At 72.9% G+C, this 22,104-nt stretch carries 11 protein-coding genes and 1 pseudogene; all 12 read right to left on the reverse strand.

The window, feature by feature from the left end:
* Positions 1–782: pseudogene (locus ACIQUT_RS39515) on the reverse strand (Fe-S oxidoreductase); the annotation flags it as partial.
* Positions 783–927: 145 nt separating this feature from the next.
* Positions 928–1,758 carry a BTAD domain-containing putative transcriptional regulator gene (locus tag ACIQUT_RS39520; RefSeq protein ID WP_403570487.1) on the reverse strand — a complete coding sequence of 277 codons (831 nt, stop codon included), beginning with the start codon at positions 1,756–1,758 and terminating at the stop codon, positions 928–930.
* A 246-nt stretch (positions 1,759–2,004) separates the two neighbouring features.
* On the reverse strand, positions 2,005–3,111 hold the full coding sequence (locus ACIQUT_RS39525; RefSeq protein WP_403570488.1) for a serine hydrolase domain-containing protein: 1,107 nt from the start codon (positions 3,109–3,111) through the stop codon (positions 2,005–2,007).
* Positions 3,112–3,190: 79 nt separating this feature from the next.
* Positions 3,191–4,438, reverse strand: coding sequence for a cytochrome P450 (locus tag ACIQUT_RS39530; RefSeq protein ID WP_403570490.1), 1,248 nt, complete (start codon positions 4,436–4,438; stop codon positions 3,191–3,193).
* Positions 4,435–5,658 (reverse strand): cytochrome P450, encoded by a 1,224-nt coding sequence (locus ACIQUT_RS39535; protein ID WP_403570492.1) that lies wholly within the window; start codon positions 5,656–5,658, stop codon positions 4,435–4,437. The genes ACIQUT_RS39530 and ACIQUT_RS39535 overlap by 4 nt, the downstream gene beginning before the upstream one ends.
* A gap of 60 nt (positions 5,659–5,718) precedes the next feature.
* Positions 5,719–6,249, reverse strand: coding sequence for a nuclear transport factor 2 family protein (locus ACIQUT_RS39540; RefSeq protein WP_403570494.1), 531 nt, complete (start codon positions 6,247–6,249; stop codon positions 5,719–5,721).
* A gap of 127 nt (positions 6,250–6,376) precedes the next feature.
* Positions 6,377–7,618 carry a crotonyl-CoA carboxylase/reductase gene (ccrA, locus tag ACIQUT_RS39545; protein WP_403570495.1) on the reverse strand — a complete coding sequence of 414 codons (1,242 nt, stop codon included), beginning with the start codon at positions 7,616–7,618 and terminating at the stop codon, positions 6,377–6,379.
* A gap of 128 nt (positions 7,619–7,746) precedes the next feature.
* On the reverse strand, positions 7,747–8,538 hold the full coding sequence (locus tag ACIQUT_RS39550) for a thioesterase II family protein (protein WP_403570497.1): 792 nt from the start codon (positions 8,536–8,538) through the stop codon (positions 7,747–7,749).
* Positions 8,535–12,563: a type I polyketide synthase gene (locus ACIQUT_RS39555; RefSeq protein WP_403570499.1), complete on the reverse strand. Its 4,029-nt coding sequence runs from the start codon at positions 12,561–12,563 to the stop codon at positions 8,535–8,537. Before ACIQUT_RS39555 ends, ACIQUT_RS39550 begins: the two co-directional genes overlap by 4 nt.
* Positions 12,556–15,909, reverse strand: coding sequence for a type I polyketide synthase (locus ACIQUT_RS39560; protein WP_403570501.1), 3,354 nt, complete (start codon positions 15,907–15,909; stop codon positions 12,556–12,558). Before ACIQUT_RS39560 ends, ACIQUT_RS39555 begins: the two co-directional genes overlap by 8 nt.
* Positions 15,910–15,943: 34 nt before the next feature.
* On the reverse strand, positions 15,944–19,342 hold the full coding sequence (locus tag ACIQUT_RS39565; RefSeq protein ID WP_403570502.1) for a type I polyketide synthase: 3,399 nt from the start codon (positions 19,340–19,342) through the stop codon (positions 15,944–15,946).
* Positions 19,343–19,362: 20 nt separating this feature from the next.
* Positions 19,363–22,104 (reverse strand): type I polyketide synthase (locus tag ACIQUT_RS39570; protein ID WP_403570504.1); only part of this gene is annotated, 2,742 nt, incomplete at its 5' end.

Genomic DNA, 22,104 nt, shown 5'->3' on the forward strand with positions numbered 1-22,104 from the left:
GCACCCAGCGCGCTCGCGCCGTCGGCGTTGCGCTTGAACCAGATGTTCGGGAAGCCGAGGAAGCGGTGCCAGGCGACACCCATGTTGGTGTTCAGACCGATGGTGATCGCCCAGATCATCGTGGTGCCCAGCTTGATCATGGCGAACAGGTAGACCAGGTTCTCCTGCGCCGTGACGCTGAGCCCCTTGAAGGCCAGGACCAGCGGGTACGAGGCGAAGTACGCCGCCTCGTAGTGGTCCACGTGGTGCAGGGCGCCCTCCAGGCCGCGCAGCGCCATGATCGCGAGACCGATGATCACGATGACGCACTCGACGAAGTACGCCTGGCCCATCTTCGATCCCGCGAAACGGGACTTGCGGCCCGCCCGCGAGGGCAGGCTCAGCAAGCGGACGACGATCAGGGTCAGGATGCCGAGGGTCGTACCGGCGGCGATCAGCTCGGTGTACACCTCGTACGGCAGGAACCCGCCGATGATCGGCAGGGTCCAGTCGGGCTTGAAGAGCTGGCCGTACGCGGTGACGATGGTGAGGCCGAGCGTGAGGAACCCGACCGCCACGAACCAGTGCGCCACGCCGATGACGCCCCAGCGGTTCATCCGCGTGTGGCCGACGAACTCGCGCACCACGGTCAGGGTGCGCTGGTACGGGTTGTCGGTCCGGAGGCCGGCCGGTACCGGCTGGCCCAGTCTGAAGTACCGGACGAACTGACCGACGGCGCGTGCGATCACCGCCGCGCCGACCACGGTCAGGACCAGCGACACAATGATCGCGGCGAGTTGCATGGAAGGACTCCTCAAGCCTGCGAGGGCAGGACTGCCAGGGGCTTACTAAGCGGTAACTTACCCATCTGGGCCCGAGGTTACCCGAGAACGGCACACCCCTCGCGGCCTTCGGCCGGTGATCTGCGTCGCTGAGGGAACCCTCACGTCAGGACTGCCACGACAGGGTGGGGACGGGTCCGGTCAGCAGGCCGGTGTCCACCCGGAGCATGCGCAGGTACAGGTCCTGGAGCTGCTGTCCCGGGTCGACTCCCATGTTCTCGGCCAGGGTCCGACGCAGCTCCACGTAGGCCGCCAGCGCCTCGGCCTGTTTGCCGGAGCGGTACAGCGCCAGCATCAACTGCAGCCAGTGCGGCTCGTGCAGTGGATTCGCCGCAGTCAACGAGCGCAGTTCGCCGATCAGTTCACGGTGCCGCCCCAGGGCGAGATCGGCGTCGATCCGCGCCTGGACCGCCTCGGACCTGAGGCTCTCCAGTTCCGTGACGTGCTGGACCACGGCCGGTGACGTGCCGGCGTCGGCATAGGGATCTCCCCGCCAGTGGGCGAGCGCCCGGGTGAGGCACCGGGAGGCGAGGCCGGCCTGACCGGCGGCCAGCGCGTCCTTGCCCTCCCGGACCAGGCGCTCCGCACGCACGGCGTCCACGTGACCCGGGGGGACGTTCAGGACGTACCCGGAGGGGCGGGTCAGCAGCCACTTCCCCTCGGAATCGCCGAGCACCCGGCGCAACCGCAGGACGGCCACGGCGACCGCCTTCCGCTCGGTGACCGGCTGACTCTCGGACCAGACCTCTTTGAGGATCTGCTCGCTCGTCATGACCTTCCCGCGCCGCGCGGTCAGCGCACCCAGTAGTGCGCGAATGCGAATTCCGCCCACCGACACCCGGTGCTCGAATTGTCCGGCGGGATGGACCTCCAAGGGGCCGAGTATTCCTATCTGCGGAGCGGCTCCCGGATTTAAGTCGGCGATGGGCACCGGCATGTTCCTCACTCTTCCCCCTTGAGTTCGTCACCAAGCGTCGGTGCATGTCGGCTTTTTCTGGCACGACTGCCCAATACTCGTGATGATCATGATGCCATAAGAGGCGATCGCTCAAGTGTGCGATGCGTCACTCGTCTGTCGAGTGAAACCCGCAGTTCCTCGACGGCGCGGCCACGGCGCCATGCCGAGCGATCCACCGATTACGGGCACCGCCCCCGAAAAGGGTATGGGAGAGAACGAATCCGGTCAGGTTGCCGGGCAGGCGGCGAGGGCCAGGTCGCTCACCTCGCGCAGACGGCCGATGCCGGCCCCGAACTGGGGTTGGATATTGGACAGATACGCGACCACGAGGTCGCGGGACGGGTCCGCCCAGACGACGCTGGACGTGGTCCCCGCATGCCCGAACGCGTTCCGGTCGCTCCTCGCACCGAGGACGTTGGACAGGTCCTGGGGATCCGGCCCCGGTCCACCGAGCATGAATCCGTGGGACCAGCGGACCGGCCTTTTCAATGACGCGTCGGTTTCCCCGTCATTGGATGGCTTCCTGGCTTCCAGCACGGTTTCCTGACTCAATACCCGAATTCCGTCGAGAGTACCTCCCTGCAAAAGCATCTGGTAAAAGCGCGCGAGTTGCCGTGCCGTACCCGAAATTCCCGCGGACGGAATCACGGCCTGGCGATACCCGCGGCGGTTGCTCATCCATTGGTTCGGCCACTCCGAGGGGTGGCCGGCGCGGGCCGGGACATGCCGGTCCCAGGCGTGATCGGGCAGTCCTGGATGCAAATCGTGCAGCCCCAGCGGCTCCAGCAGCCCGGAGGTCAGGGTCTCGCGGAAGGGCCGCCCCGTGACGCGTTGGACGAGCTCGCCGAGGATGAACCCGAAGCTCATGAAGTGGTAGGCGGCGACCTCGCCGCCCGCCCAGCGGGGCCGGGCCTCTTCGAGGTCGCGCACCGACTTCTCCCAGTCGGTGGCGGTGCGCATGGTGCGCACCATGCCCCGACCGGCCGGCACCCCGGCCCGGTGCTGGAGGACGTGGCGAACCGTCACGTCACCCTTGCCGTGCCGGGCGAACTCGGGCCAGTACGCGGCCACCGGCCGGTCCAGCTCGATGTCGCCGCGCTCGGCGAGCAGGTGCACGGCCAGTGCGGCGAACGGCTTGCTGGCGGCGTACAGCAGGAAGAGGGAATCGGAGTCGCAGCCGAAGGAGCGGTCGAGGACCGGCACGCCGTGCCGGAGGACGCACAGCTGTGCCGCTCCCCCTCGTGCCCGCACCACCTCGCTCAGCCGGCGCAGGACCTCGGGGTCCATGTCCACGTCCTCCGGCCGGTGCTCGCGCTCGTGGATGGTGTTCACTGGGGTCGCTCCGCCTTCGTTCGTTCGGGTCGGACATCGGCCCGACGGGGGTTCCGGCGGGCCGGGGACGGCCGTGTTCTCACCAGGTGACCGGCATGGTGTGCAGGCCGCGGACCATCAGCCCGGCCTTCCACGAGAGGTGCTCCTCGGGTACGGCCAGCTGCAGTCCGGGGTATCGGCGCAGCAGTGTGGTGAGCGCGATCTGGAGTTCGGCACGGGCGAGTTGGGAGCCCAGGCAGTGGTGCGGTCCGGCGCCGAAGCCCAGGTGCGGGTTCGGGCGCCGGGTCAGGTCGAGCTCCTCCGGATCGGTGAACACCTCGGGGTCCCGGTTCCCCGCGCCCATCGACGGCACGACGGTCTCCCCCGCCCGGACGACGACTCCGCCGAGTTCGACGTCCTCGGTGGCCGTGCGGGGGAATCCGTCGACGGTGCCGATGGGCACGTACCGCAGCAGTTCCTCGACGGCGTCCGGGATGAGGCCGTGGTCGTTCCTGAGCCGCTCCAGCAGCTCAGGGCGGCGGAAGAGGGTGTAGCAGAAGTTGGGGATCTGGCTGGCCGAGGTCTCGTACCCGGCGATGAGGATGGCCTCGGCGAGCCTGACCAGTTCGCTCTCGGTCAGCCGGTCGTCCTCGTCGCGCGCGGTCACCAGGGCGCCGATCAGGTCCTCGGTGGGCCGCACCCGCCGCTCGGCGACGAGCTCGCCGAGGTAGGCGTGCATCTGCATCATGTAGTCGCGCACCTGGGCGGGCGTGTGCGCGGTGGTCGTCAGCAGGGCGTCCGACCAGGCGCAGAACCGGGTGCGGTCCTCGGGCGGCACACCGAGCAGTTCGCAGATCATGGCGACGGCGAACGGCAGCGAGAAGTCCTCGACCAGGTCCGCGGGCGGGCCGATCTCCTCCATGGCGTCGAGGAGGCGGTCGGCGGTGTGCTGGATCAGCGGTCGCATCTCCTCCACGCGACGGGGCGTGAAGACCTTCCCGACCAGGCGGCGCAACCGGGCGTGGTCGGGCCCCTCGACGCTCAGCACCGCGTCCGCCGGCGGCTGGTGCGGCAGGAACCGGGGGGCGCCGGGCGCCACGGCCAGCGCCCGCGAGAACCTGCGGTCGGTGAACACCTTGCGCACGTCCTGGTACCGGGTGGCGAGCCACGCCTCACCGCCGTAGGGCAGGGTGACGCGCTGGAGGGGCTGCTCGCGGCGCAGCGGCTCCCAGTACTGGTCGGGTTCCAGCCGGTCCGGGTCGTGGAAGGGGTACGCCGGTGCCTCACCGGCACCGAAGGGGCACGCCCGCACGTCCGCCCCGGTGCCGCTCGGCCCGGTGCCGCTCACCGGGCACCGTCCCAGGTCACCGGAAGGTTGTAGACGCCGTACACGATCTGGTCGTCGCGCCAGCGGATGTCCTCCGGCGGGGCCGCCATGCGCAGGCCGGGGAAACGTGTGACGAGGCCGCGCCATGCCGACCGCATCTCCACGCGGGCCAGCTCCATGCCCAGGCAGAGGTGGATGCCGTGGCCGAAGGCGAGGTGCGGGTTGTGCTCGCGGGTGATGTCGAGGCGGTCGGGGTCGGGGAAGACCTCGGGGTCGCGGTTGGCCGCGGGCAGCGAGGCCAGCACCGCCTCTCCCGCCTTCACCGGGTGGCCGGCGACGTCCAGGTCCTCGGTGATGCCGCGGGGCAGTCCCTGCTGGACGATGGTCTGGTGGCGCAGGAGTTCCTCGACCGCGCGGTCGATGAGGCCGGGGTCCTTGCAGAGCAGGTCCCACTGGTCGCGGTTCTCCAGCAGGGTGTAGGTGCCGATGCCCAGCATGTTGGCACTGGTCTCGTGGCCCGCGATCAGCATCAGCACCCCGATGCCGGCGATCTCCAGGTCGGTGAGCGGCGGGTCGGCGTCCGGGTCGTGGGCGAGGTGGCTGAGCAGGTCGTCGCCCGGGTTCTTCCGCTTGTCGGCGACCAGGTTCATCATGAACTCGTTCATCCGCGCGCCGGTGGCGCCGAGTTCCTCGGGGCTGGCGTCCAGGGCCTGGAGCCTGAGGACCATGTCCATGAAGTCGTCGCGGTCCTCGTAGCGCACGCCCATGAGTTCGCAGATCACGTACAGCGGAATCGGCAGGGCGAAGGACTGCACCAGGTCGACGGGACCGCCCTGTGCCTCCATCGCGTCGAGGGCGTCGGCGACGATCCGGTCGATGCGCGGCTGCATCCTGCGGATCGCCCGCATGGTGAACCACTTGGTGAGCAGGCGGCGGTAGCGGGTGTGGTCCGGCGGGTCCATGAAGATCAGGAAGCCGGGCAGGTAGACCTCTGCGCGCATCTCGGGAGCGAGGTTGCGCCAGGGCTGGGGCGTCCTGCCCGGGTGGGAGCTGACGCGGGGGTCGGCGAGTGCGGCCCGGACGTCGGCGTGCCGGGTCAGCAGCCAGCCCTCGGAGTCGTCGGCGAAGCTCATCCGGCTGACGGGATCGGTGCGCCGCAGCTCCTCCAGCTCGGGGGGCGGGGAGAACGGGCAGCTGCGCTGACGGGGCAGCGTGGGCGGGCGCTGCTCGGTGTCGGACACGGTCTGGCCTCCAGGAAGTGGCGGGGTGGGAGGGGGCGAACGGCCTGTTGCGGGGTGGGGTCAGAGGGTGGGTGCCCCGGGGCCGCGCAGCGGCAGCACCTGGTAGCTCGCGTCGTCCCGGTCGCGGCGGCCCAGGTTGAAACCGGCCTGGGCCTCGGCGGGGTCGATCGGCACCTCGTGGACGAGGCTGTAGTCGCTCAGGACGAGCCGGCGGGCGATCTTCCATGCACCGTCGCGGCGTTCGAACCGGTCGACGTAGCGGCCGGCGAACTGCTCGACCCGCCTGACGCCGTCGGCGTCCCGGACGTGGTGGGCGGTGCAGTAGGTCTCCACGCCCGCGGTGTCGCCGTCGATCTCGATGGTGCTGCCGTGCAGCGTGTGCAGGGTGCCGCTGTAGGCGTCGCGGAGCACGGGGATGATCTGCTTGACGAAGTCGTGGGCGTTGCCTCGGATGACGCCGCGGTCGTCGTGGGCGTCGTCGTGGTAGGCGGACTTGGCGAGTTCCTCGTCGAGCCGGTCCAGTCCGCGGCAGTAGCGCTGCAGCACGGCACGGATCTCGCGCTCGCTCCACAGGATGTCGAGCCGGTCCATGGAATCTCCTTCATGGTTCTTGTTGCCGGAATTCCCCGGGCTCGCCGGGTTCGGTTCCTCACGATTTCCGGGCGCGGTGGGGCTGCGACGGAAATTTGGGGGTGCCCGGGGGCCACCGGGAAATGCGTCAGAGGGTGGTCAGGCCCGTCGTCTGTGCATTGACGAGAACGGCCTGGTTCCCCTGCGGGTGCTGGTTGTCGTGCATCAGCTGGTGCGCCTTTCCGACGTCCTCGAAGCCGCCGGTCCAGGACAGGCAGGGGTCGATGCGCCCGTCGGCGACGAGGCGGATGACGTCACGGCACTGGCGGAGGTTGGCGTAGTGCGAGCCCTGGAGCCGCTTCTGCCGCATCCACAGGTAGCGCAGGTCGACGTCGGCGTTGTAGCCGGTGGTGCCGCCGCAGATGACGACCATGCCGGCGGTGTCGCACAGGTACATCGACGTCGGGATGGTGTCCTGACCACTGTGTTCGAGGACGATGCGCGGCGCCCTGCGCTCCCCGAGCTCTTCCCAGAACCGGCGGCCGAACGCCCTGACGCCCTCGGTCCAGCGGTCCATGGCCTCGTGGTCGCCGATGTCGGGCAGCCGGCCCCAGTGGTCGAAGTCGAGACGGTTGATGGCGCCCTGGGCGCCGAGCCGGCGGCAGTGGCCGGCGCGTTCCTCGTCCGACACCACGGCGACGGGGACGCCGCCCCGCTGGCGGACGATCTGGATGGCCATCGAGCCGAGGCCGCCGGCGCCGCCCCAGATGAGGACGGGGTCGCCGGGCTGCACGTCGTGCGGTGCCCAGCCGCACAGCTGGCGGTAGGCGGTGGCTCCGGTGAGCAGGAAGCAGGCGGCCTCCTCCCAGGTCAGCCCCGGCGGCTTGGGGTGGCACTGGTACTCGTCGACGAGGGCGAACTGGGCGAAGGAGCCGTGGTTCCCCTCGTAGCCCCACACCGACTGCGAGTGGGAGGTCATGGGGTCCGCGCCGAGGCGGATGTCGGCGGCGGTCTCCGTCCACTGGCAGCCGGACAGGATCACCTCGTCGCCCACGGCGACCTGGCTGACACCCTCGCCGACCGCCCACACCACGCCCGATCCCTCGGACCCGCCGATGTGGAAGTCCTCCGGCTCGCCGCGGCGCCGGCGGGCGGCGATGACGTCGACGGGCTGGCCGAGCGAGGCCCAGACGTTGTTGTAGTTGATGCCGGCGGCCATGACCCAGACCAGCACCTGGCCGCGCCCGACCTCCGGCACGTCCACCACCTCGGTGCGGAACGCCTGGTGCGGCGGCCCGTAGCGCTCCCTGCGGATCACGGAGGCGTACATGCGCTCGGGCACGGTGCCGAGCGGCGGTATGTCACCCAGTTCGAACAATTCGTTTCGCACGCAGACCCCCGTCTGGATTCATTTCGCACAGGATCCGAAGAACGTCGGAAAGCGGGCCGGCCGCGCGGCCACCGCCAAGAAAAGAATGGGAATGTTGCACCGGCTCGGACGGAGAAGATGTCGATCCGTCAGCCGATCGCCTGCACCAAGTGCGATTCAGTGATCCTATCGTACACAAGTCGGCTCATTTTCTGGAGCTGTTCCGCGAGATAAAAATGCCCGCCCGGAAAAACCTCCATCCGGAAATCCGCGGAGGTGTGCGCGCGCCAGGAGCGGACGGATTCCACCGGCGCCATCGCGTCGGTGTCGCCCACCAGCGCGGTCACCGGGCACGGCAGCGGCGGGCCGGGGACGTGGTGGTGCGTGCGGACCGCGCGGTAGTCGCTGCGGATGGCCGGTGCGACCATCCGCAGCACCTCCTCGTCGTCGAGCAGCCGTGGGTCCGTGCCGCCGAGTTCGCCGAGGGCGGCGACCATCGCCCGGTCGTCCAGCTCGTCCAGGGCCCGTTCCACCTTCTGTCCGGGGGCACCGCGCCCGGAGACGAACAGGTGGAGCGGGGGCGTGTCGCCGTCCTCGCACAGGACGCGCGCCACCTCGTGGGCCAGTACGGCTCCCATGCTGTGGCCGAACAGCGCCAGCGGCCGGTCCCGCCAGGGGCCGAGGGCCGCCACGACCCCGTCGCGCAGGGCGTCGATGGAGTCCAACGGCCGTTCCTGCCGCCGGTCCTGGCGCCCGGGGTACTGCACGGCCAGCACCTCCACGTGCGGCTCCAGCTCCCGGGACAGCGCGAAATAGGCGCTGGCGGCGCCTCCTGCGTGCGGGAGGCAGAGCAGCCGCACGGGGGCCCCGGGGGCCGGGTGGAAGCGGCGGATCCACGGGTCGGGGTGGGTGTCACGGGGTGCCGGGGCGTGGTTCGTCATCGCTGGTCAGCCGTTTCACCCGGCGCGGCGTGCGGGGCCGGGAGGCCGGCCAGCCAGGCGTCGACGGCCCGGGCCGTCTGCGGAGCGTGCTCGTCCATCATGGTGAAGTGGTCGCCTTCCGTGTCCACGACAGTGCTGTCGAACTTCCAGTCGGGCTGCCAGGCCTGGCCTTCGGCGACCCGCCCGAGCGGCACCGAGGCGCGCAGCAGCAGGGTCGGCACGCCCGGCTCCTCGGGCACCCAGTCGGTGAAGAACTCGAAGTACCGGCCCATGGCGGTCAGCCGGACGTCGGTCATCGCTCCGAAGTCGGCCTCGCGGTCGAGTACGCCCTGGGCGAGTTCCCGCTGCATGCGGTGGAGGGCCGGGTCCGCCAGCAGATAGGTGTCCAGCAGCACCACGGCCTGCGGGCGCGGTCCGGTGCGGGCCAGGTGGGCCGCGAGGCTGTACGCGAACCAGCCGCCGGAGGAGTGGCCCAGCAGGGCGTAGGGTGCTCCGCCCGCGCGACGGCGCACGCCCTCGGCGAGGAACTCCAGCATCGCGGGGAAGTCGCCGGGCAGCAGTTCGCCCGGTGCGAATCCGGGTGCGAGCAGGGCCGAGACGCCGCGGGAGCCCCGGAAGCCGGCGGCGAGCCGGGCGTACTGCTGCGCCCCGTACAGCGGCACGGGTGCCGGGCAGCAGATCAGGCCGGGCCGGTCGGTGGCCGGTGCCAGGTCCACCGTGACGGGGTCCTGGCCCGCCCCGGCCGCGGTGGCGAAGGCCGGGCGCAGCCGCGAGGCGACCTTGGTGAGCTCCAGCGCGTCCTCGGGCCGGTCCAGTTCGTTGGCGCCGCGGTAGAGCGCTTCGAGGGAGTACGGCGACGGTGCGGCGGGGGAGGTGCCACCGGTCCCGGCGGCGGTGAGCTGCTGACCGAGGAACCCGGTCAGCGCGGTGGGCGTGGGGTGGTCGAAGACGACGCCGGCGGGCAGCGGCAGTCCGCACTCGGCGGACAGGGCGATGCGCAGCTCGGTCGCCATGAGGGAGTCGAAGCCCAGGGTGAGGAAGGAGCCGTCGGGTTCGATGTCGGCGGCGCCCGAGCCGCCGATCACTGCGGCGGCCTGCTCGCGCACCAGCGCGAGCAGCTGCGCGTCGCGCTCCTCGCCGGGCAGGTCGGCGAACCTGCGCGCCGTGGGCACGGCGGCGGACGCGGCCGGCGCCGGGGCGGCGGCCGCACCTCGCGGGCGGGCTCCCGGGGCGTCGCCGCCCGCGCCCGCCATGCCGGCCAGCCAGTAGGGGCGGCGCTGGAAGGCGTACGTGGGCAGCTCCACGCGGGGCCCGGCGGGGCGCAGCAGGCGGTCCCAGGCCGGTGACGCGCCCAGCGTGTGGGCCTGGGCGACGGCCGTGAGCACGGCTTCCGGCTCCGGTGCGCGCCCGTGCAGCACGGGGACGAACGTCTCGGCGGCGGCCTCGGTCAGGCACTGCCGCCCGGCGGAGGTGAGCACTCCCCCGGGCCCGCACTCCAGGAACAGGGTGGCGCCCTGCTCGTGCAGCACGCGGACGGCGTCGTGGAAGCGGACCGTGTCCCGGACGTGGCGCACCCAGCGCTCCGGGCGGCAGAGGTCCTCCCCGGCGAGGGCGCCGGTGAGGGCCGAGACCAGGGGGATGCGGGGGGCCCGGTAGGACACCTGGTGCGCGACCTCGGCGAAGGCCGCGGTCATCGCGTCCATGCGGGCCGAGTGGAAGGCGTGGCTCACGCGGAGCCGGCGGGTACGGCGGCCCCGCTCGGCCCAGGCGTCCGCCGTCGCGGACACGGGCCCTTCGTCGCCGGAGAGCACGACCGCGTCGGGGCCGTTGACGGCGGCGACGTCCACCGCCGCGCCCGTGTCGGCGAGTTGGGCCCGGACCTCGGCCTCGCCGGCCTGGACGGCGACCATGGCGCCGCCGGCGGGCAGTTCCTGGATGAGCCGGCCGCGGGCCGCGACCAGGGCGCAGGCGTCGGCGAGCGACCAGACTCCGGCCACGTGGGCGGCGGTGAGTTCGCCCACCGAGTGCCCCGCGACGAGGTCCGGGCGCAGCCCCCAGTCCTCCAGCAGCCGCGCCAGTGCGACGCCCACGGCGAAGAGGGCGGGCTGGGTGTAGGCCGTGGCGTCGAGCAGCGCGGCTTCCGGCGTGCCCTCGGCTGCGAACATCACCTCGCGCAGCGGCCGGTCGAGGTGCCGGTCCAGCTCGGTGCACACCTCGTCCAGCGCGTCGGCGAACACCGGGTGTGCGGCGGCGAGTTCGCGCCCCATGCCGGGTCGTTGGCTGCCCTGGCCGGGGAAGAGGAACGCCGTCCTGCCGCCCGGGGGCAGGGTGCGGCCGGTGACCACGCCCGGGGCGCGGCGGCCGTGTGCCACGCCCGTCAGGCCGGCGAGCAGCTCCTCGTGGTCCCGGCCCAGCACGACGGCCCTGTGGCCGAAGGCGGCGCGGGTCGTGGCCAGGGCGGCCGCGATGGCCTCCGGGGACCGGTCCGGCCCCGCGGCCAGATGCGCGGCCAGGCGTTCGGCCTGCCCGCGCAGGGCCTCTTCGCTCCGGCCCGAGACCATCCAGGGCAGCACGCCCGAGGGGACGGCCGCCGTGCCGGTCGGCGGCTGCGCGGCCGGGTCCTCGGCGGGCGGGCTCTCCAGAATGACGTGGGCGTTGGTACCGCTGACGCCGAACGACGAGACGGCCGCGCGGCGCGGCTCCCCGCTGTCCGGCCACGGCTGCTCCTGCGTCAGCAGGTTGATGTCGCCCGCGGACCAGTCGACGCGCGGTGTGGGCTCGGTCAGGTGCAGGGTGCGGGGCAGCATGCCGTGCCGCATGGCCATCACCATCTTGATGACGCCGCCCGCGCCGGCCGCCGACTGCGTGTGGCCCAGGTTCGACTTCAGCGAGCCGAGCCACAGCGGCCGCCCCGCGGCGCGGGCGCGCCCGTAGGTGGCCAGGAGGGCCTGGGCCTCGATCGGGTCGCCCAGCGGCGTTCCGGTGCCGTGCGCCTCCACCGCGTCGATGCGGTCGGCGGTCAGCCGTGCGTTGGTCAGGGCCTGCCGGATCACCCGCTGCTGCGCCGGCCCGTTGGGCGCGGTCAGCCCCGCGCTCGCGCCGTCCTGGTTGACCGCGCTGCCGCGTACGACCGCCAGGACCGGGTGGCCCAGCCGGCGGGCGTCACCGAGACGGGCCAGGAGGAGGACGGCGGCGCCCTCGGACCAGGTGGTGCCGTCGGCGGTGGCCGAGAAGGACTTGCACCGGCCGTCGGGCGCGAGTCCCCGCTGCCGGCTGAACTCGATGAAGGCGGTCGGTGTGGCCATCACCGTCGCGCCGCCCGCCAGCGCGAGGGAGCACTCGCCCTGCCGCAGGGACTGGGCGGCCAGGTGGAGCGCGACCAGCGAGGAGGAGCAGGCGGTGTCGACCGAGACGGCCGGCCCTTCGAACCCGAAGGTGTAGGAGATGCGGCCGGAGAGGATGCTGGCGGAGTTGCCGGTGCCGATGAACCCCTCGGCCTCCTCCCGCGCGTCGAGCACGTTGATCAGGTAGTCGTTGCTGTTGGAGCCGACGAACACCCCGACGTCCGTGCCCCGCAGCCCGGTCGCGTCGAGCCCCGCGTGCTCGAACGCCTCCCAGGAGGTCTCCAGCAGCAGCCGCTGCTGCGGATCCATGGCCAGCGCCTCGCGCGGGGTGATGCCGAAGAAGGCGGCGTCGAAGCCCGACGGGTCCTTCAGGAAGCCGCCGTGCCGCGAGTACGTCCGACCCGGCGTCCCCGGTTCGGGGTCGTAGACGGCGTCGACGTCCCAGCCGCGGTTGGCGGGGAACTCGGTGACGGCGTCCCTGCCCTCGGCCACCAGCTCCCACAGCTCGTCCGGCGACGCGACGTCCTCGGCGCCGCCGGGGAACCGGCAGGCCATGCCGATGATCGCCACCGGCTCGTGGGCGGCCTCCTCGGCCTGTTCCAGCTGCCGGCGGGTCCGCTGCAGGTCGGCCGTGACCCGCCGCAGGTACGCGCGGAGTTTGGTCTCGTTGTCCTCAGCCAAGGCGGAGTTCCTTTTCGATCAGGTCGAACATCTCGTCGTCGGTGGCCCCGTCGAGGGCATCGGGTTCGGGGCCGGTGCCGGGCCGGGCGGGGGCGTGGACCGCGAGCAGGGCCTTGAGCCGCTCGGCGATCCGGGCGCGCTCCGTGTCGTCGGCGGGCAGCCCGGCCAGACCGGCCTCCAGCCGGTCGACCTGCTCGGCCAGCGACGGGCCGACAGCCGCCGGACCCGTCTCGTCGAACGCGGCCGCCAGGTGGGCGGCGACGGCGGCCGGCGAGGGGCGGTCGAAGAGCAGGGTCGTCGGCAGTTCCCGGCCCGTCGCGGCGGCGAGCCGGTTGCGCAGCCGCACCGCCATGAGCGAGTCGAAGCCGTGGTCGAGGAAGCCCCGGTCGGGGTCCACGGCCTGCGGTCCGTCGTGCCCCAGGACACCGGCCGCCTCGGTGCGCACCAGCCGCAGCAGGGCCGCGTGGCGCTCCTGCCCGGGCAGCGCCCGCCACGCGGCGGCCGCCGTCTCCGGGGGCCCACCGGGACTCTCGTCCGCGGGCTCGGGCACGCCGGACCGCGTCTGCGGGTCGGCCCGGTCGGCCCGGTCGGCCTGCCGCTCGACGGGCCCGGTGGGCCAGTACCGCCGCTTCCGGAACGCGTAGACGGGCAGGTCGAGCGCGCGGGGCCCGGCGCCGAACCAGGCGTGCCAGTCGACGGGGGTGCCCGACGAGTGGAGCGCGGCCAGGGCGGTCAGCAGGGCGGGCACCTCGGGCCGGCCGGCGCGGGCGACGGACAGCAGCAGCGGAGCAGCGCGTCCGGGCTCCGCGGTCAGACAGCCCTCGCCGGCCGAACTGAGCACGGTGTCCGGGCCGATCTCGACGTAGACGCCGGCCCCGTACCGCTCCAGCCGCCGCATCTGGTCGTGGAAGCGCACCGTGGCGCGTACGTGCCGGACCCAGTACGCGGGGTCCCGCGCCTCGCGGGCGCTCAGGATGTCGCCGGTGACGTCCGAGACGATCGGGATCCGCGGTGCCGCGTACGACAGACCGGCGGCGATCCGCCCGAACTCCTCCGTCATGGCGTCCATGTGAGGGGAGTGGAAGGCGCGGCTCACCTTCAGGCTGCGCGTTTTGCGGCCCTGCGCGGCCCACTCGTCGGCGAGTGCGGTCACGATGCCGGCGTCGCCCGACAGCACGACCGAGGCGGGCCCGTTGAGCGCGGCGAGGTCGGCCGCCCCCTCGTGGCCGGCGAGCGCCGCGCGGGCCTCCTCCTCGGTGGCCTGTACGGCGATCATCGCGCCGTCCGTGGGCAGTGCCTGCATGAGCCGGCCACGGGCGGCGACGAGGGCGGCTGCCTGCGGCGCCGTGAGCACACCTGCCGCGCAGGCCGCGGACAGCTCGCCGAGCGAGTGGCCGGCCAGGACGTCGGGGCGCACCCCCCAGCTCTCCAGGAGCCGGAACAGCGCCACCTCGTAGGCAAACAGGGCGGGTTGGGCGTAGTCCGTACCATGCAGCAGGCGGGCGGGCGGGGTGTCGTCCGGCGCGAACATCACCTGGAGGAGCGGCTCGTCCAGGTGCGGCTCGAAGTGTGCCGCCAGCTCCTCCAGGGCTTCGGCGAAGACCGGGAAGGCCGCGTACAGCTCCCTTCCCATGCCGGCGTGCTGGCTGCCCTGCCCGGTGAAGAGGAAGGCCGTCCGGCCTTTGGCGCGGGCCGTGCCGTGGACGAGGGTGTGGTGGTGCCGCCCGTTCGCGAGGGCGTCGAGACCGGCACGGAGGGTTTCCGCGTCCGGGGCGAGAACGGTGGCACGGTGCTCGAACGCCGACCGGGTCACCGCCAACGCGCGACCGACCGCCCGCACGTCCGACTCCGGACGCGCGACGGCGTACTCGTACAACCGCCCGGCCTGAGCCCGCAACGCTTCCGCGCTGCGCCCCGACACCACCCACGGCACCGGAGCTCCCGCCGGATCCGCCTCCGGATCCGCGACCGGGGTCGGGGCCTGCGGGGCCTCCTCCAGGATCACGTGCGCGTTCGTCCCGCTGATCCCGAACGAGGACACACCCGCCCGACGCAGACGGTCACTCTGCGGCCACGACCGGGCCTCCCGCAACAACTCCACCGCACCGGCCGACCAGTCCACCAACGGCGTCGGCTCATCCGCATACAGCGTCCGCGGCAGCTCGCCGTGCCGCAACGCCATCACCATCTTGATCACACCCGCCACACCCGCCGCGGTCTGCGTGTGCCCCAGGTTCGACTTCAGCGATCCCAACCACAGCGGACGCTCAGCAGACCGGTCCTTGCCATAGGTGGCGAGCAGGGCCTGCGCCTCGATCGGGTCACCCAGCCTCGTCCCCGTGCCGTGCGCCTCGACCACGTCGACGTCGCCGGCCGCCAGCCCGGCGTTCGCCAGCGCCTGCCCGATCACCCGCTCCTGCGCCGGACCGCTCGGCGCGGTGAGCCCGTTGCTCGCCCCGTCCTGGTTGACGGCGCTGCCCCGCACCACCGCCCACACCCGGTGCCCGTTGCGGACCGCGTCCGAAAGCCGCTCCAACACGACCACGCCCGCACCCTCGGACCACCCCGTACCGTCCGCACCCGCCCCGAACGCCTTGCACCGCCCGTCGGCGGAGAGACCGCCCTGGCGGCCGAACTCGGTGAACATGATGTCGGTGGACATGACGGTGGCGGCACCGGCCAGGGCGAGGGTGCTCTCCCCCCGGCGCAGCGAGTCCGCCGCCAGGTGCATCGCGACCAGCGACGACGAGCACGCCGTGTCCAGGGTCACCGCCGGGCCGGACAGGCCGAGCAGGTAGGAGACCCGGCCGGAGGCGACGCTGACGCTGCTGCCGGAGAGCATGAACCCGTCGGTCTCGGTGCGGGTCTGCTGTACCCGCGCCAGGTATTCCTGGTAGCTGGTGCTCAGGAACACTCCGGTGTCGGTGCCCTTCAGGGTGTGCGGGTCGACGCCGGCGTGTTCGACCGCCTCCCAGGACGTCTCCAGCAGCAGCCGCTGCTGCGGGTCCATCGCCAACGCCTCACGCGGCGAGATACCGAAGAAGCCCGCGTCGAACTCCGCCGCGTCGTACAGGAAGCCGCCCTCGGCAGAGGAGTCACCCACGTTCCAACCCCGGTCCACCGGGAACGCACCGATCGCATCCACACCGTCCGACACCAGCCGCCACAGGTCCTCCGGCGACCGCACACCGCCCGGATACCGGCACGCCATTCCCACGATCACGATCGGGTCGTCGTTGCGCGCCTCCGCCTCGTGCAACCGTTCCCGGGTCGCCTCGAGTTCGGCGGACACCCGCTTCAGGTAGTAGCGGAGCTTGTCTTCGTCAGCCATGTCGGCCCCCTTCACGTCTGGCTCGTCGGACGGTGATGTGGTGGCCGGCTCATGAGATGCCGAACTTCTTGCCGATGATGTCGAACATCTCCTCGTCCGTGGCGGCCCCGAAGGCGTCGTCGGCCGTGCTGTCCGGGCCGGTCCGGGCCCGGGTCCAGTCGTCCAGGAGGCGCTGGAGGCGGCTGCCGATGGCGTCGTCCTCGTCGGGTGCCGCGGTGAGTTCGGCCAGCGCCGCCTCGAGCTTGTCGAGGTGGGTCAGCGCCTCGGTGCGCGTGGCCGTGGCGGGGTCGGGCAGGGCGTCCGCGACTGCGGTGGCGAGGTGGTCGGCCAGTTCCTGCGGCGTGGGGTGGTCGAAGACCAGGGTGACGGGGAGGGAGAGGCCGAGCGCGGCGCCGAGCCGGCCGCGCAGTTCCACGGCCGTGAGCGAGTCGAAGCCCAGGTCCTGGAACGGCCGCATCAGCTCCATCTCGTCGTCCGGGCGGTGGCCCAGCACGGTGGCGGCCTGCTCGCAGACCAGTTCCGTCAGGACGGCGGAGTGCTCGTCGCGGGGCAGTTCGGCCAGGCGTCGCAGCACGTGGCCGGTGGTGTCCTCGGCCTCCGCCGCCGGTACGGCGGGTGCGGCCGCGTCTGCGGTGCCGGCCGGCGCGACCGTCACCGGGGCCGGCGCGGTGGCGTCATCGGGCCAGAACCGCCGGCGCTGGAAGGCGTACGTGGGCAGGTCGGCGCGGCTGGCGCCGGACAGGTACGGCACGCGGGCGAGGTCGACGGGGAGGCCGCGCACGTACGCCTCGGCGAGCGAGGTGAGGAAGCGTTCCTCTCCGCCTTCGTCCCGGCGCAGCGTGCCGACCGCGACGGCGGCGGTGCCGGCTACCTCGAACGTCTCCTGGAGGCCGACGGTCAGCACCGGGTGGGGGCTGATCTCCAGGAAGAAGCGGTGCTCGTCCTCCAGCAGCCGGCGCACCGCGCCGTCGAGGAGCACCGGCTCGCGCAGGTTCCGATACCAGTACCCGGCGTCCAGCCGGGTCGTGTCGACCGTCTCGCCGACGACGGTGGAGTAGAAGGGCACGCTCCCCCGGAGCGGCGCGAGGGTCGTCAGGTGGGCGAGGAACTCCTCTCGCAACGCCTCCACCTGGGGCGAGTGGCCCGCAGCGGTGGCGCCCGGCACCTTCCGTGCGCGGATCCGCGCCGCGATGCACTCGGCCACCAGCGCGTCGACGGCCTCCGGCTCCCCGCACACGACGACCGAGGTGGGCCCGTTGACCGCGGCGATCGCCAGCCGGTCGCCGTACGGGGCGATGCGCTGCGCGGCCGCGTCGGCGGACAGCAGCAGCGAGGCCATGGCCCCCCGTCCGGTCAGCCGGTCCAGCAGGACGCTGCGCAGGGTGACGATGCGGGCCGCGTCCTCCAGCGACAGTGCCCCGGCGACGCAGGCGGCGGCGATCTCGCCCTGCGAGTGTCCGACGACGGCGTCGGGTTCGACGCCGTGGGCGCGCCACAGCTCGGCGAGGGCGACCATGACGGAGAACAGCACGGGCTGCACCACGTCCAGTCGGTCCAGGGACGGGGCACCCGGCTCGCCGCGCAGGACGTCCGTCAGGGACCAGTCCACGTAGGGGGCGAGCGCCTCGCCGCAGGCGTCGATCCGCTCGCGGAAGGCCGCGGACGTCTCCAGCAGCCGGTGTGCCATCTCCGTCCACTGGGAGCCCTGGCCGGGGAAGACGAACACCGTCTTCCCCGCGAGGACGCCGGTCCCCCGGACCACCCGGGGGTGTTCCCGGCCCGCCGCCAGTGCGCCGAACCCCGCCTCCACGGCGGACCGGTCCGCGCCCAGCACCACGGCGCGGTGCTCGAAGGCCGTACGGGCCGCGAGGGTGACGGCGAGGTCGGCGAGCGGCAGGTCCGGGTGGGTGCGGACGTGGTCGGCCAGTCGTTCCGCCTGGCCGTGCAACGCCTGTTCGCTGCGGCCGGAGACGGTCCACAGGAAGGTGGCGTCCGCCCGGGCGCCGGCCGGGTTCGGGCCGCGGTCGCCGTGCGGGGCGGGGGCCGGGTCGTCGGTGGGGGCGGGGGCCTGTTCGACGATCACGTGCGCGTTGGTGCCGCTGATGCCGAACGAGGACACGCCGGCGCGGCGCGGACGGCCGTGCTCCGGCCATGCCACGGGCTCGGTGGCCAGCCGTACGGTGCCCGTGTCCCATTCGACGTGCGGAGTGGGCTGCTGCGCGTGGAGCGTCCGGGGGACCACCCCGTGCCGCATGGACATCACCATCTTGATCACGCCGGCCAGGCCGGCCGCCGCCTGGGTGTGCCCGAGGTTGGACTTGACCGACCCCAGCCACAGCGGCTGCTCCGCCGTACGGTCCTTGCCGTAGGTGGCGATCAGCGCCTCGGCCTCGATCGGGTCGCCCAGCTCGGTGCCGGTGCCGTGCGCCTCGACGACGTCGACCTGGTCGGAGGGGATCCGGGCGTTCGCCAGGGCCTGCCGGATCACCCGCTGCTGGGCGCGTCCGTTGGGCGCGGTGAGGCTGCTGCTGGCACCGTCCTGGTTGACCGCGGAGCCGCGGATCAGGGCGTGCACGGGATGGCCGAGCCGCCGGGCGTCCGACAGCCGTTCCAGCAGGAGGACACCGGCGCCCTCGGAGAAACCGGTGCCGTCCGCGGCCGCCGAGAACGCCTTGCAGCGGCCGTCCCGGGCGAGCACCCGCTGGTTGCTGTACTCGACGAAGCCCATCGGGGTGGACATCACGGTGACCCCGCCCGCCAGCGCCAGCGAGCACTCCGCCTGCCGGAGGGACTGGCAGGCCAGGTGCAGCGCGACGAGCGAGGCCGAGCACGCGGTGTCGACGGTCACGGCGGGGCCCTCGAAACCGAAGGTGTAGGCGAGGCGGCCGGACAGCACCGCGGCCGCGTTGCCGGTCCCCACGTGGCCTTCGAAGGCTCCGGGGGAGCGCAGCAGCAGCGAGGAGTAGTCCTGGATGTTGGTGCCGGAGAACACGCCGACGCCCTTGCCGCGCAGGCTCGCCGGGGCGATGCCGGCCCGCTCGAAGGTCTCCCAGGCGGTCTCCAGCAGCAGCCGCTGCTGCGGGTCCATGGCCATGGCTTCCCGCGGACTGACGCCGAAGAACGCGGCGTCGAAGTCGGCCGCGCGGTCGACGAAGCCGCCTTCGCGCACGTACAGCGAGCCCGGCCTGTGGTGTTCGGGATCGTAGAGCGCGTCCACGTCCCAGCCCCGGTCCTCGGGGAACGGGCCGATCGCGTCACCGTCCTCGATGACGAACCGCCACAGCTCCTCAGGGGTGGAGATGCCCCCGGGGAAGCGGCAGGCCATCCCGATGACGGCGATCGGCTCGTACAACGAGTCCACGAGCTGCTGGTGCTGCTGCTTCAGCCGCTCGGTCTCCTTCAACGAAGCGCGCAGCGCTTCAACGACGCGGGCGTCGGTGGTGTCCATCAGCAAACTCCAGTGAATGGTCAGGCGTCGGTGTTGATAGCCATGTGCACGAGGCTGTCCAGATCCATGGCGTCGATGGACTCTGGTGTGACGGCCGCGGCATCCGCGGTTCCGGCGGGGCCCTTCGGGTCCTGCTGCCCGGCTGTCTGCGCGAGCAGAGCGGCGCCGAGTGCGCCGTCGAAGCCGGTGAGCCTCAACAGGGCGTCCAGGACGCCGACTTCCTTGAGGCGGGAGAGCGGCAGCGTCGACAGCGCGGCGCGGAACTCCGCGTCGGCGGTACCCGCGCCGGTGCCGGTGCCGGCCGCAGCGTTTCCGCCCGTGATCTCGGCGAGCTCGGCCTGGATGTGCCGGGCGACCGCCCGCGGGGACGGGTTGTCGAACAGGGTCGCCGCGGAGAACCGCACGCCGGTCGCCCGGCTGAGGCGGTTGCGCAGTTCGACCACGGCCACCGAGGTGAAGCCGGACTCCAGGAAGCCGCGGTCCGGTGAGACGGCCATCGGGTCGGTGTGGCCGAGCACACCGGCCGCGTGGTCGCGTACCAGGCCGAGCAGGGTGCGGACCTGTTCGCCGTCGGGGAGGCCGGCCAGGCGCCGGCCGAGTTCCTCGGCCGCGTTCGCGGGTGCCTGCTCCTGTCGGTCCCCGGTGTCCAGCCGCCTGCGCGCCGGCGGCACGAGCCGCCGCAGGACCGGCAGCGGCGGGGCGTCCGCGCCGCCGAGCTCCGCCAGGTCCAGCCGGGCCGGGACGCTGAGGGGACGGTCACGCAGCAGCACCGCGTCGAAGAGCGCCAGCGCCTCCTCGGCGGACATGGGGACGGCGCCTTCGCGGCGGAGCCGGGCGAGGTCGGCGCCGGTGACCTGGCCGCCCATTCCGCGCTCCTCCTCCCACAGGCCCCAGGCCGCGGACAGCGCCGGCAGCCGCTGCGCCCGCCGCTGCTGGGCCAGCGCGTCAAGCACGGCGTTGGCCGCGGAGTACGGTGCTCGCCCGGGCGCTCCGAAGATTCCGGCCACCGACGAGAAGAGCACGAACGCGGTCAGGTCGAGCCCGGCGGTCAGCTCGTGGAGGTGCAGGGCCGCTTCGGCCTTCGGGCGCAGCACTCCCGTCAGCCGGTCGGGGGTCAGCGATTCCAGGACCCCGTCGTCGACGACGCCCGCACAGTGCACCACCCCGGTGAGCGGCCGGTCCGCGGGGATCGAGTCGAGCAGTACGGCCAGTGCCGTGCGGTCACCGACGTCACAGGCCTCCACCCGCACCCGCGCCCCGACCCCCGCCAACTCCTCCACCAGGACCTCGACCCCGTCCGCGGCGGCACCACGGCGCGACACCAGCAGCAGGTCCCGCACCCCGTACGCCGACACCAGATGCCGGGCCACCAACGCGCCCAGACCACCCGTGCCACCCGTCACCAGCACCGTCCCCGAAGGACCGAACGAACCCTCCGACCGGCCCACCGGCACCTCACCCACCCGGGCCAGACGCGGCACCACCACCCGGCCGCCGCGCACCGCCACCTGCGACTCGCCCACACCCAGCGCGAGCCCCAGCGCAGCCGCCTCCGCGTCCGCCGACAGCCCCGGCTCCACATCCACCACCACCAGCCGGCCCGGATGCTCCCGCTGCGCCGAACGCACCAGACCCCACACCGACGCCGCACCCAGAGCAGGCGCGCCCTCCTGCGAGGACACGGCCACGGCGCCCCGCGTCAGCAGCACCAGCCGCGAACCCGCGAACCGCTCCCCGGACACGAACTCCTGCACCACGGACAGAGCCCGTGCCGCCGTCTGCGACACCTCGTCGGCCCGGTCGTCGTCCACGGCCCAGATCACGGTGTCCGCCGCTTCCGGTGAGCCCCAGGTGACCCGGCGAGCGGGCGGGCCGACCACGGAGGTGGCCGGTTCCCACACCAGGTCGAACAGCGCGTCCCGCACGCCGCCGCTCATGGCCCGCAGCTGCTCCCGCTGCACCGGCCGCGTCACCAGCCGGCCCACCGACAGCACCGGCGCACCCGACTCATCGGTGACCCGCACCGTCAGGCCGCCGTCCTGATCCGCCGGCGTGACATGGATGCGCACCGTCGATGCGCCCACGCCGAACAGTTCGGCTCCCGTCCAAGCGGAGGGCAGCCGCGCCTCGCCCGCGGCCGGGTCGCCCGTGATGTGGAGTACGGCGTCCAGCAGGCCGGGGCGCAGCGCGAAGCCCGTCGTGTGGTCGTTCGCCCCCGCGGGGAGCGCGACCTCGGCGAAGAGCTCCTCGCCCCGCCGCCACGCGGCCCGCACGGTGCGGACGGCCGGGCCGAAGCCGACCTGTGCCCGTGCCAGGTGCTCGAACACGTCCTCCAGCCGCAGTGGGGTGGCACCGGCCGGCGGCCACGCCTCCACCCGTACGCCGTTGACGGCGTCCCCGGCGTTGCCCGCACCACGTGTGGGCGCCAGAGTGCCGGAGGCGTGCAGGGTCCATTCCGCATCGTCCGCGGCATCGCCCGGGCGGGAGAAGATCTCCACCGCGCGGCGGCCGTCCTCGTCGGCTGCCGACACGAGCACCTGGACGGACACGGCGGGGGCGGCGTCGCCGATCGGCAACACCAACGGCAGGTGGCAGTCCAGGTCCTCCAGGTGCGGGCATTTCACGTGGTCGCCCGCTCGGAAGGCGTACTCGACGAGCACGGAGGGCGGCAGGACGGCCTGACCGTAGAGCGTGTGGTCGGCGAGCCAGGGGTGTTCGGCCGTGGACAGGCGGCCGGTCCACAGGGTGCCGCGGCCATCGGG

This window comes from Streptomyces sp. NPDC090445 (assembly GCF_044769385.1).
In the GTDB taxonomy this organism is placed as follows: Bacteria; Actinomycetota; Actinomycetes; order Streptomycetales; family Streptomycetaceae; genus Streptomyces.

Coding starts and splice junctions, on each gene's coding strand:
- ACIQUT_RS39565 (WP_403570502.1), bottom strand. CDS start 19,342: ATGGACACCACCGACGCCCGCGTCGTTGAAGCGCTGCGCGCTTCGTTG.
- ACIQUT_RS39540 (WP_403570494.1), bottom strand. CDS start 6,249: ATGGACCGGCTCGACATCCTGTGGAGCGAGCGCGAGATCCGTGCCGTG.
- ACIQUT_RS39520 (WP_403570487.1), bottom strand. CDS start 1,758: ATGCCGGTGCCCATCGCCGACTTAAATCCGGGAGCCGCTCCGCAGATA.
- ACIQUT_RS39550 (WP_403570497.1), bottom strand. CDS start 8,538: ATGACGAACCACGCCCCGGCACCCCGTGACACCCACCCCGACCCGTGG.